The 14578-nt window shown below is 68.6% G+C and carries 12 protein-coding genes; 3 read left to right on the top strand and 9 right to left on the bottom strand.

Features of this window, described 5'->3' with window-relative positions:
• Positions 1-77: 77 nt before the first annotated feature.
• Positions 78-851, bottom strand: a complete 774-nt coding sequence (locus tag C1Y63_RS01645) for a TIGR00730 family Rossman fold protein (protein ID WP_106014725.1) — start codon at positions 849-851, stop codon at positions 78-80.
• 77 nt (positions 852-928) lie between these two features.
• Complete coding sequence (dapE, locus tag C1Y63_RS01640; protein ID WP_106014724.1) at positions 929-2068, bottom strand: succinyl-diaminopimelate desuccinylase; 1140 nt, start codon at positions 2066-2068, stop codon at positions 929-931.
• A gap of 391 nt (positions 2069-2459) precedes the next feature.
• Between dapE and C1Y63_RS01635 the strand changes: the two genes are divergently transcribed.
• From C1Y63_RS01635 to dapD, 3 genes are all read left to right on the top strand, one after another.
• Positions 2460-3398: a DapH/DapD/GlmU-related protein gene (locus tag C1Y63_RS01635; protein ID WP_106014723.1), complete on the top strand. Its 939-nt coding sequence runs from the start codon at positions 2460-2462 to the stop codon at positions 3396-3398.
• A 375-nt stretch (positions 3399-3773) separates the two neighbouring features.
• Positions 3774-5201, top strand: coding sequence for an amino acid permease (locus C1Y63_RS01630; protein ID WP_106014722.1), 1428 nt, complete (start codon positions 3774-3776; stop codon positions 5199-5201).
• Positions 5202-5605: 404 nt separating this feature from the next.
• Positions 5606-6589, top strand: a complete 984-nt coding sequence (gene dapD, locus C1Y63_RS01625; protein WP_106014721.1) for a 2,3,4,5-tetrahydropyridine-2,6-dicarboxylate N-succinyltransferase — start codon at positions 5606-5608, stop codon at positions 6587-6589.
• A gap of 173 nt (positions 6590-6762) precedes the next feature.
• On the opposite strand, the gene C1Y63_RS01620 is transcribed toward dapD, so the two are convergent.
• The 7 genes from C1Y63_RS01620 to C1Y63_RS01590 all read right to left on the bottom strand — a co-directional run bounded on the left by C1Y63_RS01620 (position 6763) and on the right by C1Y63_RS01590 (position 14398).
• Positions 6763-7854, bottom strand: a complete 1092-nt coding sequence (locus C1Y63_RS01620) for a YdcF family protein (RefSeq protein ID WP_106014720.1) — start codon at positions 7852-7854, stop codon at positions 6763-6765.
• A gap of 172 nt (positions 7855-8026) precedes the next feature.
• Complete coding sequence (locus C1Y63_RS01615) at positions 8027-8584, bottom strand: GtrA family protein (RefSeq protein ID WP_106014719.1); 558 nt, start codon at positions 8582-8584, stop codon at positions 8027-8029.
• Positions 8585-8696: 112 nt separating this feature from the next.
• Entirely contained in the window at positions 8697-9788 is a 1092-nt protein-coding gene (dapC, locus tag C1Y63_RS01610) for a succinyldiaminopimelate transaminase (protein ID WP_106014796.1), read from the bottom strand.
• Positions 9789-10119: 331 nt separating this feature from the next.
• On the bottom strand, positions 10120-10437 hold the full coding sequence (gene fdxA, locus C1Y63_RS01605; RefSeq protein WP_106014718.1) for a ferredoxin: 318 nt from the start codon (positions 10435-10437) through the stop codon (positions 10120-10122).
• Positions 10438-10440: 3 nt separating this feature from the next.
• A complete protein-coding gene (locus C1Y63_RS01600) occupies positions 10441-11046 on the bottom strand; it encodes a hypothetical protein (RefSeq protein WP_369831005.1) in 606 nt (201 codons plus the stop codon).
• A gap of 2 nt (positions 11047-11048) precedes the next feature.
• Positions 11049-12035, bottom strand: a complete 987-nt coding sequence (mshB, locus tag C1Y63_RS01595; protein WP_233195528.1) for an N-acetyl-1-D-myo-inositol-2-amino-2-deoxy-alpha-D-glucopyranoside deacetylase — start codon at positions 12033-12035, stop codon at positions 11049-11051.
• A 362-nt stretch (positions 12036-12397) separates the two neighbouring features.
• A complete protein-coding gene (locus C1Y63_RS01590) occupies positions 12398-14398 on the bottom strand; it encodes an ABC transporter substrate-binding protein (RefSeq protein ID WP_106014716.1) in 2001 nt (666 codons plus the stop codon).
• Between the last annotated feature and the right edge of the window lie 180 nt (positions 14399-14578).

Here is a 14578-nt window from a genome sequence, read left to right as displayed (position 1 = left end):
CACGGCGCACACCGGCACGCGTGCCCGGCGCGCCGTGTGTCGGTGCGCGGGGGCCGGGCGGGGTGACGTGGACGGTGTTAGTGGGTGTCGGCGGCGTCGGTGCGCATCTGGGCGTGCACGGACTGAATGTGGGCGACCGCCTCATCGACGGAGTCGGTCACGTAGAAGATATCCAGGTCTTTCTCCGCGATCATGCCTTCGGCAAGCAGACGGTCTTTGAGCCACTGGACCAGCCCGCCCCAGAATTCGGTGCCGATGAGCACCACCGGGTAGTGGGTGATCTTGCCGGTCTGCACCATGCACAGGGCTTCGAAAAGCTCATCCAAAGTGCCGAAGCCGCCGGGCAGGCAGACGAAGGCCTGGGAGTACTTGAGGAACATCGTCTTACGGACGAAGAAGTAGCGGAAGTTCAGCCCGAGTTCAATGTAGTCGTTGAGGTGCTGTTCGTGGGGCAGCTCGATGCCGAGGCCGATGGACAACCCGCCATTGTCCGTGGCACCCCGGTTGGGGGCTTCCATGAGGCCGGGCCCGCCGCCGGTGATGACGGCGTACTTGGCTGCGGCGAGTGCAGCACCAAGTTCCTGGCCGATGGCGTAGTAGGGGTGGTCTTCCGGGATGCGTGCGGAACCGAAAACGGTGACGGCCTGCGGGATTTCGGCGAGTGCGCCGAAGCCATTGACGAATTCGGCTTGGATGCGCAGCACCCGCCAGGGGTCTTCGTGCAACCAGTCGGTGGAGTGCTGGGCGTCGAGCAGGCGCTGGTCGGCGGTGGATCCTTGGGTGCCGCCGTGGCGGTGCATGACGGGGCCGCGGAGCCACATTTTCATGGCGTTGGGCTGCGAGTTATCCATAAGCTTCCTCGTGTCTCCTCCTACCCGCACAGCCGTGCGGGCAGTTGTCGTGATGGGTGTCGGTAGGTGTTGTACTTCTAGCTGCTGAGGTAGGTCCGCAGGGTGGCGGCGACGTCCTCGATCATGGTCACCGGGCAGCGCTCGTCACGCTTGTGGCACAGGGCCGGGTCGCCGGGCCCGAAGTTGACCGCCGGGATCCCGAGCGCGCTGAAGCGGCTGACATCCGTCCAGCCGTACTTGGCGCGGAAATTCCCGCCGGTGGCGGCCACCAGTTCCGCGGCGGCCGGTTGCGCGAGCCCCGGCAGGGCCCCGCCGACGGCGTCGTCGACCTCCACGGAGAAGTCAGCGCCGTGGCGTTGCGTGTCCCCGAGGTCCAGGACCTCCAGCAGGTGGGCCATGGCGTCCTCCACGGACTTGTTGGGGGCGAAGCGATAGTTGACGAACAGCCACGCCTCGTCGGGGATGGTGTTGGTGGCGACGAAGGACTCGCACTTGACGATGTTGATGCCTTCCCGGTACTCGCAGCCATCGATGGTGATGCGCTGGGGCTCGTAGGCCGCAATGCGGGCAATGACCGGGGAGAGCACGTGCATGGCGTTGCGGCCCATCCAGGCCCGCGCCGAGTGGGCGCGCACCCCGTGGGCCGTGACTTTGAGCCGAATGGTGCCCTGGCAGCCGGCCTCGATGACGCCGCCAGAAGGTTCGCCGAGGATCGCCACGTCGCCGCGCAGCCACTCGGGGTGGTGTTCGCTGATGTGGCCGAGCCCGTTGTACTGGGAGGCCACCTCCTCCCCCTCGTACATGATGAGGGTGACGTCCCGCGTCAGCTGCCCGCGGTCGAGCAATTCGACGACCGTGGACAGGAACACCGCATCGCCGCTTTTCATGTCGACGGTGCCGCAGCCGTGCAGCACCCGCTGCCCGTCCTCCTCCATCCAGGTCGAGGGCACATTGTCGGCGATCGGCACCGTGTCGAGGTGGCCGGCGAGAATCACCCGCGAGTCCAGCCCCAGGGTGGTGCGGGCGAGAACGTTGTTGTTGAAGCGCAGCACCTCCAGCTGGGGTGCCTGCTGGCGCAGGGCGGCCTCCACGGCGTCGGCGATGGCGGCCTCGTGGTGGGAGGGGCTGGGGATGTCGACTAGCTGGCGGGTGAGTTCCACGGGCGTGGCCCGCAGGTCGAGGGCTACGTCCTGGGCGGCGGTGTCGTCGGTGCTCATAATGCCCCACAGCCTAGTGGAGTCCCCGGATCCCCGGGAGGGTGTGCCTGATGAGACGCGCGCAGGTGTCCACACTCCGCGCCCGCCAGGCAGAGTTGTCCACAGGTGCTCAGGTGGCTGCTCCCCCACGCCACCCACGCCCCGACGCAGTTCTGCCCCCGACGCAGCCGTCGCCGGGGCACAGATGCGGGTGCCACTGCGAGGGCACTGCTGCGCGCAGGCGCATGGCTGCCGCCGCACCGCGCCGGTGTGCGCGCAGACGTCTCCAGGGGCCTGGCCCACAGGGCCACATGGCCTGCGGCACACCGCAGCGCATCGCCCCAGCACAGCTGCGGCACGTGGCCTGCCGCGGTTCCCTGCCCGGCGGGGCGGCCTAATAGACTGAACAACCATGATGACTATGGGTGCGAGCGCTATCGGTATTGCCAACATTGCGATGGACGGGACGGTGCTGGACACCTGGTACCCGCAGCCCACCCTGTACCCCGAGGGGGAGATCACCACCACCGGCTCCACGCGGCTGGGTGCCCAGCACCTGGCGCCGAAGATGCTGTCGCTGGTGAAGCTGGACGAGGACCGCATGGTTGAGCAGGTGGCCGTCCGCACCGACATCGCCTCCCTGGCGCACCCGCCGGTGGATGCGCACGACGTGTACCTGCGCCTGCACTTGCTGTCGCATCGTTTGGTGCAGCCGTTGGAAATCAACATGCAGGGCGCCTTGGAGCTCCTGGAGACCGTGGTGTGGACCAACAAGGGTCCCTGCCTGCCGGATAACTTCGAATCCGTGCGCACGGCGCTGCGCTCCCGGGGGCTCATCCACGTCTACGCCGTCGACCGGCTGCCCCGCATGGTCGACTACGTGGTGCCGTCCGGGGTGCGCATCGCGGAGGCCGAACGCGTCCGCCTCGGGGCGTACCTGGCGCCCGGCACCCGGGTGCTGCGGGAAGGCTTCGTATCACTGAACTCCGGTTCGCTCGGGCCGGCGAAGATCGAAGGCCGGTTGTCTTTCGGCGTCGTCCTCGGGGAGGGCACCCAGGTCGGCCTGTCGGCAACGATCATGACGCGCGCCGATGAGGCGGGCGGCCGGCGGATGCTGCCCATTGGCCGCAACTGCCGCTTCGGGGTGTCCTCCGGGGTCATTGATTTGCCGCTGGGCGACAACTGCTCGGTCGACAACAACGTCATCGTCGACCCGACGTCCATGCTGTTCTTCCCCGACACGGTCACCCTGGCGCCGGCCCACACGATCGCAGGCCAAGACAACTGGCACCTGGCGGTCGAGCCCGGCCGCGCCGAGGTCGTCGCCCGCCGCGAGGCCCCCACGCTGTAGGTCTGCGTCTCCCCGCGCCCCGCACCGCCACCGGCTGCGGGGCGCGCTGCGTTGTCGGGAGGTGCCTGCCGGGGGCGCGCTGCAGCACAGGTGGGTGGGTAGCTGAGGGACTGCCTGCGCCCAGGACTCGGGCCCTCGGGTTCTCGGGCTCTCGAGCTGTTGTGTGCAGTTTCTTCACCCGCGCGCTGGGGTCTGCGCGCCGGGTGCCACCTCCACCGCACGCGCGTGGGGTGGGGGTGTCGCCGCAGCTGGGCAGCAGCGGATGAAGACATTCTTCAGGCACCCAAGTTTTTCTTACCCCCGTGGGGGTGGGCTGCGGCGAGTCGTTGACAGGAAAAATTCACGTCTCCCACAGCTACCGGCTAACCTGACCACATGACTGCAAGCAAGCAACACAACACCAAGTTGGGTTCGGGCCTGAAAACCCGCCACCTGACGATGATGGGCCTGGGCTCGGCGATCGGCGCCGGCCTGTTCCTCGGCACCGGTGTCGGCATCCAGATCGCCGGCCCCGCCGTCCTCCTGGCCTACATCTTCGCGGGCGCCATTGTCGTGTTCGTCATGCAGATGCTTGGCGAGATGGCTGCCGCCCGCCCCGCCCCGGGCTCGTTCTCCACGTACGGGCAGATGGCATTCGGCCACTGGGCCGGCTTCACCCTGGGCTGGCTGTACTGGTTCATGCTCACCATGGTGATGGGCGCGGAAATGACCGGCGCCTCGGCCATCATGGGCCACTGGTTCGGCGTCGAACCGTGGATCCCGGCCCTGGTGTGCGTGGTGTTCTTCTCCATCGTCAACCTGTCTGCGGTGCGCGGCTTCGGCGAATTCGAGTTCTGGTTCGCGTTCATCAAGATCGCCGTCATCGCCATCTTCCTCGTCGTCGGCGTCGCCCTCATCTTCGGCGTCCTGCCCGACACGGAACCCGTCGGCCTGTCGAACTTCATCGGTGACCACGGCTTCATGCCGAACGGCATCGCCGGCGTCGCCGGCGGCCTGCTGGCCGTCGCCTTCGCCTTCGGCGGCATCGAGCTGGTGACGATCGCGGCCGCGGAGTCCGATAAGCCGTCCGAGTCCATCAAGACCGCGGTGCGGTCCACCATCTGGCGTATCTCCCTGTTCTACCTGGGCGCGGTGCTGGTCATCTGCTTCCTGCTGCCCTACGACCAGATCGGTGGCGCCTCCGACGCCTCCGAGTCGCCGTTCACCCTCATCCTGGAGATGGCGCACATCCCCGGCGTCGTCGGCCTCATGGAGGGTGTCATCGTCCTGTCGCTGCTGTCGGCATTCAACGCCCAGTTCTACGGCACCTCCCGCTTCGTGTTCTCCCTGGCCAAGCGCGGCGACGCCCCGCAGTTCTTCGCCCGCACCACCAAGGATGGTGTGCCGCTCTACGCGGTCATGCTGTCGGTGTTCTTCGCGTTCGTGTCCGTGGCGCTGCAGTTCTCCGACCAGAAGACCCTCATCGGCCTGCTGTTCAACGCGGTCGGCGGCTGCCTCATCGTCATCTGGTTCATGACCTGCCTGTCGGAGATCAAGCTCCGCCCCGAGCTCGAAGCTGAGGCCGCGGCCGCGGGCCGCCCGATGAAGGTCCGCATGTGGGCGTACCCGGTGCTGCCGTGGATTACCGTCGCGATGCTCATCGCGCTCACCGTGCTCATGCTCTTCGATGCGGCCAGCCGCAGCCAGGTGATCGCCGTCGTCGTCCTCGCCGTGGTGCTCGCCGCCTTGAGCTTCCTCGCCCCGGGCCGCAACAACGACAAGTACACCCACGACGTCGTCGAGCTGGAGGACGCCACCGCCTAAACGGCGCACGGCCCACCTCCCGCCCTTAAAAGGGGAGCCGTCCCCGTGAGACGAGTCCTCCCCCACTGCCTCTCCCACCGCCGGCACACTCCGTGTCCCGTGTGCCCCGCACGCGCCGACACTGTGGATTGCCGGCGGTGGTTTTTTCATTCCCCACACCCGCCCCCTGGGCGCACGCCACGGGGCAGGCACAGCGTGGCTGACACGCTCCTGCGGCGGTGGCCGCGTCAGGCACCTGCCGGTGCTGGGCGGAGCATGCGCGGGCCTGCGGGGGCCTGCGAGAGCCTGCGAGGGCCCGCGGGTGGGTTGGTGCGCCGGCCGCACGCGGAGGCTGCGGGAGTGCTGCCGCGGGGGCGGATGGGTGGTGGGTTCCGGCCCGCCGGCCGTGCGGTAGAGTGTCGCGCATGACTACCGCACACGCATACGGCCTGGCCACCCTCACGGCCGACGATACTGTTCTCGACTGCTGGTTCCCCGCCCCCGAACTCGACAAGGGCCCCGGGGTCACCGGCACCGAATTCCTCGACTCCTTCCCCGCCGAGGCGCCTGCCGGGCTTGCGGCACTGGTCGGCGAGGACGCTGACCGCGGTACCCGCCGCGTGGCCATCCACACGAGCATCGCCTCCCTCGAGGACGCCCCCGTCGACGCGTGCGACGCCTACCTGCGCCTCCACCTGCTGTCCCACCGGCTGGTGCGCCCCCACGGCCAGAACCTCGACGGCGTGTTTGGGCTGTTGACGAACGTCGTGTGGACCAACTTCGGCCCCTGCGCCGTCGACGGATTTGAGCTCACCCGCGCCAAGCTCAGCGCCCGCGGCCCCGTCACCGTCTACTCCGTCGACAAGTTCCCCCGCATGGTCGACTACGTCATGCCCTCCGGGGTGCGCATTGGCGACGCCGACCGCGTCCGCCTCGGCGCCCACCTGGCCCCCGGCACCACCGTCATGCACGAAGGCTTCGTCAACTTCAACGCCGGCACTCTCGGCAACTCCATGGTCGAGGGCCGGATCTCCGCGGGCGTGGTCGTCGATGACGGCTCCGACATCGGCGGCGGCGCCTCCATCATGGGCACCCTGTCCGGCGGCGGCAAGCAGGTCATCTCCCTGGGCAAGCGCTGCCTGCTCGGCGCGAACTCCGGCTGCGGTATCTCCCTGGGCGACGACTGCGTCGTCGAAGCTGGCCTCTACGTCACCGCCGGCTCCAAGGTGATCGCCACCGGTGCCGTCGCCGAGGCCCTCGGCGTGGCCGCCGGCGACGCCGTCAAGGCCGCCGAACTCTCCGGCGCCTCCAACATCCTCTACCGCCGCAACTCCCTGAGCGGCGCGATTGAGGCCGTGCCGTGGAAGTCCGCCGCAGTCGAGCTCAACGAGGCCCTGCACGCCAACTAAGACGCGCCCCTGCGGCACGCGCGGCCGAACACACAAGGACGCGCAGAGACGACAACCTCCGCACAACCCCCTTCTCCCCTTGCTTCCCCCACCAGCCGTCCCTGTGCGGGCTGTGCGGGGATGAGGAGAAGGTGGGTGCGTGCGGAGGTTGTCGTGTGTGCGGCAGCGCCCAGCTACATCCCCAGCAGGCTCGCCACCGTCATGAGGAAGGTGAGCTCGAGGGGGATACAACTCAACACCGCCAGGGTGATCGTGACCCCCCGGTGGTCGCGGCAGACGGCCACGAACTCCCGCATCATCGCGCTCGGCCAGTAGTAGCGCGCCACCGGCGCGCCCACCGTATAGCCGGGGATGCCCATGCGCCGCATGAGCAGCGCCGCGCGGAACGCGTGGTAATTCGAGCTCACCACCGCGATCCCCCGGGGGCGGGTGCCGGGGACGGGTGCGTTCGCAGGATCGCTGGCGCGCCGGCGCGCGAGTTCCTCGTTGAGGACATCGGCGGTGAACCGCAGGTTTTCCTCCGTGGTCGTCGACCGGTCCTCGAGCAGGATCCGCTCCCGGGGGAAGCCGTGGTCTGCGGCCCAGTCCGCCATGGCGGCCGCCTCACTCGTCGGCTCGTCCGGCCCCTGCCCCCCGGAACACACCAACACCGCCTGGTGCTTATCGGCCACCGCCATGGCTGTGCGGATGCGGCTCGCGAGCAGCGGGCGCACCCCGTGGGCCACACCGGCGCCGAGGACCACCACGAACTCGGGAGATTTCGACATCCACGGCACAAGCCGGCCGTAGAGCCACGCCCACAGGATGTAGGCGACCAGGGAGAACGCGAAGCAATAGATCGGGAAGATCATCATGAGCAGCCACAGGGCGACCTGCAGGAAGCCTGCCCACACGGCGAGCATGCCCGCCACCAGGTAGCCGGCCAGCCCCACCCCCAGCCCCAAGGAGAGCACGTGCGCCGGGGCGAAGGATTCCCGCCGGATCATCATCACCCCATTAGCGATGAGAATCCCGATGAACACCACGATGATGAGCGCCCCGATAGCCAGCATCGCCAGCAGCCCCACCACGGAGACTGTCTCCGGGTCGTCGACGAAAGACTCCACCGCCTGCAGCGTCCACCCGGCGGTGCGCAGCAGCACCATCGGCACCAGCAGTGTCAGGCCGAACAGCAGCACAAAACCGATGCGCACCCGGCGCGGCTCCCGGAGGATCATCACGGCGACAAGCGCAAGCAGTAGCGCCTCGAAGAGGAAAACACCCATGGGGATTTACTCTAGGCCATCGCCCCTGCCGCCCACGCACCCCGCGGTGCCGCCCCACACGACCACACCCCATGACCCCCACCACCACACGCACCACCACAGACAGCACAGACAGCACCGCGACCCCACGCGCACAGGGCGTGGGGTCGCGGGTGACAGAAGTGGGCTGCGGTTAGCGGGGGTCGGACTCGACGACGATGACGGGGCCGGTGCCCTTGAACGTCCACAGGCGGTTGACGATGTAGTTCACCGGCATCGCCACCACAATGCTGATGAGTGTCGCCCAGTAGAACATCGTCCGCAGCCCCGTGGAATCATCCAGGATGTGCGCCGGCAGGTGCAGCGGGGACGTCGGGTTCATCAGCAGGGTGATGACCACCTGGCTGAGCAGGAAGCTACCAATGCCGGTGGCGAGGAAGGGGAAGAATTCCCGCAGCCAGCTCTTCCGGTTATCCGCCTTAAACGTCCACATGCGATTGAGCTGGTAGTTCCAGGTGTTTGCCGCGAGGAACGCGATGGTGACGATCACGTGGTACCAGCGGACGTGGAACTGGCTGCCCAGCAGGTTGAAGAAGGGGTCCTTCGGGCTGAGCGCCGCCGTCCACAGCAGAATCTTGGTGGCGATCACCGTGACAATCATGTTGACGATGACTCCGGATCCGCCAACCAACCCAAATTTGATGAATTGCACGACTCCCGCGCGGCGGGTGTGTGGGGTGGGAGCGGTCATGGGATACAGCCGATTTTCTGTGAAACGAGGGGGATGGACAGGGAACAACGCAGCGCGCGGCGGACACAGCGGTGTGCCACCACCGCGCAGCGGTCACGGCGCGCGTGCTGTGTTAGCGGGTGAGGCGCTCAGCCGCGGCGGCGATGCGCTCGTCGCTGGCCGTCAGCGCGATCCGCACGTGCTGGGTGCCCTTCGGGCCGTAGAAGTCACCCGGGGCAACCAGGATGCCGCGCTCGGCGAACCAGGCGACCGTGTCGCGGCAGTTCTCCCCACGGGTGGCCCACAGGTACAGGCCGGCGTCGGAGTAGTCCACCTGAAAACCTGCCTCCACCACGGCCCGCAGCAGCACCTCGCGGCGCCGCGCGTAGCGCAGCCGCTGCATGTCTTCCTGCATGTCGTCCTCCAGGGCGGCAACCGTCGCCGCCTGGATGGGGCCGGGCATCATCAGGCCCGTGTGCTTGCGCACCTCGAGCAGTTCGCGGATGAGCGCCTGGTCGCCGGCGAGGAATCCGGAGCGGTAGCTCGCCAGGTTCGACGTCTTCGACAGGGAGTGGATCGCAATGAGTCCCGTGTGGTCGCCGTCGCAGACCTCCGGGGCGAGGATCGAGTACGCCTTCTCCTCCGCCCAGTTCAGCCCGAGGTAGCACTCGTCGGACAGGATGATGGTGCCGCGCTGCCGGGCGAAGTCCACGACCTTCCGCAGGTGCTCCTTGCCGAGCACCTTGCCGGTCGGGTTCGACGGCGAGTTGATAAACATCAATGTCGGGGAGGCGGGCCCCAGCTGGGTGAGCGAATCAGCGCGCTGCGGGGTCGCTCCCGCCACCAGGGCCGCCACCTCGTAGGTGGGGTAGGCGACCTCCGGGATGACGACCGTGTGGCCGGGGCCCGCGCCGAGCAGGGTCGGCAGCCAGGCGATGGCTTCCTTCGTGCCGATGACCGGCAGGATGGAATCCACCGTCAACCCGGTCATGTTGTAGCGCCGCGCACAGGCCGCCACGATCGCCTCCCGCAGGGCGGGCGTGCCGATGGTTTGCGGGTAGCCGGGGGCGGCGGCCGCCTCCGACAGGGCCAGCTGGATGGAGGGGGCCACCTCGTCGACGGGGGTGCCGACGGACAGGTTCACGATCCCATCCGGGTGGGCGGCGGCGGTGGCGGTGGCCTCAGCCAAAGAATCCCACGGGAAGTCGGGGAGCCTCTCCCCCAACGGAATGCGGTTCGTCACGACAGTGCACACCCGGCTTTCTTCAACAACGTCTTCTTCAAGCTCTTTGTCAAGCTTCTTCTTGAACAACTTCGTGTGTCACACGAGGACCGCACACCCCCACGACGGATCCGGTGGTGACACCTGTGTCGCAGTGAAGGTGTGCGGCATGTGCTCTTCTCGAGTCTAGTCCGCCCGCCTGCCGGCACACGAGACGCTTCCGAGCGGTGTGCCGGGTGCGGGCACGCAAACACCCGCCGGGAAGAAGGATGTGCCCGGGGGCACACCAACCACGGCGGGTGTTGCCACCCCTTGTGTCGAGCAGGGGCGGGGGTTAGGCCTGCGGGGGAAGCTGGGCGACCAGCGGCGGGTCGAAGTCCTGCGGGCCCAGCTTCGCCGCACCGCCCGGGGAACCGAGCTCCTCGAAGAAGGCGGCGTTGGCGTCGTTGTAGTCGACCCACTCGTCCGGAACATCATCCTCGTAGAAGATCGCCTCCACGGGGCAGACCGGCTCACACGCACCACAGTCCACGCACTCATCGGGGTGGATGTAGAGGGAGCGCTTGCCTTCGTAGATGCAATCGACGGGGCATTCCTCGACGCATGCCTTGTCCATGACATCAACGCAGGGCTGTGCGATTGTGTACGTCATTTTTTAGTGTTTCGTCTCAGTCTGTTCGTGCTGTGGGGTGAAATCAATGATGGACGTCACCAGCGGCCAACCGCCGCCAGCGAGCCCGGCCAGAAGCAGCAGAATACTCCGCACATCGGCCGGAATTAAAATATCGCCTGTGACCGGCCGGAAGAAAGTAAGGGATAGATACCCTGCCAACCACACCCAGAGTGGAATTCCGGCCACCACGCGATTTTTCGTCCACAACAAGCCGGTGCGGGTGAGCACCATCGTGAAACCGAACGCGATGAGAATCGTCACCGGCGCCGGCACCCGGGTCCCACCCGGCAGGGTCCACCACATGCCGAGGTAGATCACTTCCAGCAGCACAGAGATGCTACTTCCCAGCCCCAGCCACACAAACGCGGTGATGAGCTCCCCGCGGGAGTACAACCCCGCCCCGGCAGCACTTCCCCGGTCCGGGTGGTGGGCGCGCTCCTGGGAGGCACCCTCGGCGCTGTCGGTGGATGCGGCGGTGGTGCTGGCTCCGGTTTCATCCGGTTGGCTGCCCACAGCCGCATGCTCGCTTCTGCCCTGGGCAATCGCCGCAGTGTCGCGCCGACGGCGGGCGCGTTTCGACGAAGACATGGTTACCGTCCCTCCCCACCGGGGGCAGCGCTGGCAGCGCTGACAGCGGCGGCAGACGTCTCAGCGGCAGTCACCGTCGGCACGACCTGGCCGCCGGCGACGAGCCCCGCGGCCACATCGACCGCGCCCTGTGGCAGCGGCAGCCCTGCGCCGACAGCGTAGTGCTCCACGGGGTAGGCGGGCTGCACCACCAGGTTCGACAACGCCCACACCACCGGCGGCTCCCCCAGGGCACTGTCCGTGGCGGCGGTGGTCCGCGCCCGCGCCACCCCCGCACCCAGCGGGTGCGGCCGACCGTCGGCCACCCACACCTGGGTGGCGTGCGCCCGCATCGCCTGCACCTTCGCATCACACGCCGCCGGCGACAGCGGATACGCGCAATCCCACTCGCGGGTACTGGCAATCTCCTCCGGGGTGTTCACCCAGGTCTTTGGCCAGGAGGTGATCTGCCGGCACCCGTCGACAATGGTGTCGGTGTCGGTGACCGCCCACAGGGTGCGCTGCGGGGTGAAGCTCGCCGCGGCGACCAGGTTGTGGGCCTGGATGTGATCCGGGTGACCGTAGCCGCCATCGGGACCGTAGGTGACGATGAGGTCGGGCTGGAGTTCTGCCAGCAGCTCATTGAGCGCATCGAGGGCCGCCACCCCGTTGTTGACGAAGGCGCGCATGTCGGCATGCGCCGGGGAGCCCACCATCCCGGAATCCCGGAAGCGGCCCGCCCCGCCAAGGTAGCGGTGCTCCACACTCAGGGTGCGGATCGCGGCCGCGAGCTCCGCCATGCGGTAGCCGCCCAACTGGTCGGCCTCCGCCTGCACCAGGTGCTCGAGCGCTGGGCCGATCGTTTCGCCCTCCTCCCCCAGCGTGCAGGTCACCACGGTGACGGTCGCGCCCCGGGCTGCCAAGTCGGCGAGCAGCCCGCCGGTCCAGATCGCTTCGTCATCAGGGTGGGCGTGCACCGCCACAACCCGCAGCCCCACGAGGGGCGGCAGCTGGGGATACCCGGCCACGGGGGCCGTGGTGGGATACGTCGAGGACGACACGCTCATCGAAAAAAACTCCACGTCACGGGCGCACCCCTCACAGGGCGCGACGGCTTGCAAGACAACCAAGACAACGACAACAACAGCACAGCACACACCCCCGCGCAGCGCTTCAGGCAGGTGCGACTCCACGGGCACGGGCACTGACCTCACGGGAACAAGGACCCAGGGGCTACCTGCGGCGACCATCCCCGGGGAGTGTCTCGGTGTACAGGCTACCCGCCGCAGCCGCATCCGCCCGCGCGTGGCCTCGCGGCGCACCTCGTGCGGGTACCTCCCCCACCACCAACGCCACCGGCGCCGGGGGAGGTTTAAGAACTCTGTGACGGCGTGGTCGACGCGGGTGCGGTCGACTCAGGTGCGGTGGTGGCAGGTGCCGCTGGCGTGACACCCCAGCTTGCAACACCCGCCAGGGGGCCGGCGGGCAGCAGCAAAGGCCACTCGTTGACGTCGGCCGGGGCGCCGGGGATCTCCCGGGAGGTCACCAGCAGGCGACGCTCCACAAACAACGGCACGGAGAGCACTTCCCTACCGGCCACCTCGCTGAGCTGTGCTTGGGCCTGCGGCAGGGTGACGTCCCCGGCAAGCAGATCCGCGACAACCTGGTCGACCTGGGGGTCGCAGAACCCACTCGGTGTCCGCCGCAGCGTACGCGCAGTCTCAGCGGTGTTGATGTCGGTGGCGACCGCCGATTCACTGGGGTCGATGGTGTCGTCCCCGGCCGCACCCTGCGGGTCGGTGAGCTCCCGGGCGGGGGTCGCCGCCGGCGCGCCCGCGCCGTCCACCCCCGCGCCACCCTCGGCGGTGTCGGCGCTGGCGTCCGTGCGCCCGGCCGCGCCGCGGGGCTCCGTGGGCAGGTCGGCGTGCATGCGGCGCGGGGTGAGCTGCTCACACTGGAATTCGCTCGCCAGCGCCAGCGGCGTGGGCGTGGTGCGATGCCACCCCACCACCGCGTCGACGGTGCCGTCCGCCAGGGCCCGCCGCAGGCTCGCCGGATCGCTGAAACTCGGGGCGGCCTGCACCCCGGCCGCGGCCAGCACATCCGCGATCGTTAATGCGGCGGCGACCGCCTGAGTATCGGCCGCATCGGCGGCGATGACGAGTTTGCGGTTCGTGGTGACCGCCCGCAGGTTCTCTACGGCGGTGGTGGGCTGCCCCGGGGTGGAATCCGCCTGGGCGGCGGCATCCACGTCCGGCACCCCGGTGGCGGTCACCAGGCCCGGCCAGGGGGCTGCGGGCTGAATATCGCGGGTGCGCCCCGCCGCCAGCCGCGCCACCAGGGGCACATCAATGAGGCTGGCGACGGCGGCCCGCAGATCCCGGGAGGACAACACATCACTCGTGGTGGAGAAGTCCACGTCCAGGCGGGCCTGCTGCTCGTAGCTGCGGACCTGGCTGCCGGGCACCAGGGCATACGATTCGGCGGAGGTTTCCTGGGGCCGAAGGTCCGCGGCCGCCAACTGCCCGCTGCGGAGCATCTCCGAGCCTTCGACGGTGGCGCGCACCGCCACAAAGTCCACTGTCTCAATGCCGGCAGTCGCCGCCCCCCAGAAGCGATCGTTGCGCGACAGCGTCACCCGCCCGCGCGCCCGGTCCACCGTGGTGACCTGGTAGAGGTTGCCGCTGGCGGGGATGGTCTCCGCGAGGACTTGATCAAAGGGGGCGTCGAGGACGCGCACCAGGTGGCTGGGCAGCAGGTTGGCAAACAGCCCCGTCCAGTCCTTCACCGGGGTGGAAAAATCCACCTCCACCGTCTTGCCACCCCGGGAGGTCCGGATCTCGGAGATCGCCCGATAGCCGGCCGCATCCACCACCCCCGGCTGCGTGGAGGCCTGGGTGGCCAGGTAGGCGAAGTCCGTGCCCGTGATCGGGGTGCCGTCCGACCACTGGGCCGTCGGCGCAATGACGTAGCGCACCGTCATCGCCGCCCCCGGGGCCGCCGGCACCACCGCCGCCCCCTTCAACAAATCCCGGTTGAGCACCCCGTCGTAGAAGGCGCTCGGCAACACCAGGCGGGCAACCGTGCGGGTCAAAGTATCGTCATCGGCCGCCAGGTGCGGATTAAACCCCCCATGCAGCTGGTCAATACCGACCACGATGTGGCGGCTGGGCGCGGGCACAGGCGTCGGCGTCGCCTCCGCCTCGGCGCGGGCGGGGCGGGTCATCTGCCCCGGGTCGACCACCGGGGCCGGTCCCGGGCGGGCGGCACACCCGGCCGCAAGCGACACACACAGCACCACTGCCGCCACGGGCAGGGCACGCCTGCGGGTGCTTCTGCGGCCGGTGGTCGCCCGATTCACAGCGCTGCTCATTGCTCTACTACTACCAAACCGGCAACGGCACCCCGCCGCACCACGCGCCACGCGGGTGCGCGCACAGCAACCCCACAGGATGCGCGCCCCACCACACCCCTTCACACCCCCTGACACACAGCACACGCGCCCACGATGCCAATGCACCGTCGTGCATGGACCGTGGACGCGTGTGTCGGG

The sequence above is a fragment of the Corynebacterium sp. 13CS0277 genome (genome assembly GCF_002994655.1).
GTDB lineage: Bacteria > Actinomycetota > Actinomycetes > Mycobacteriales > Mycobacteriaceae > Corynebacterium.
The sequence above is the reverse complement of the archived record's forward strand: the minus strand, read 5'-3'. Positions and strand labels throughout refer to the sequence as shown.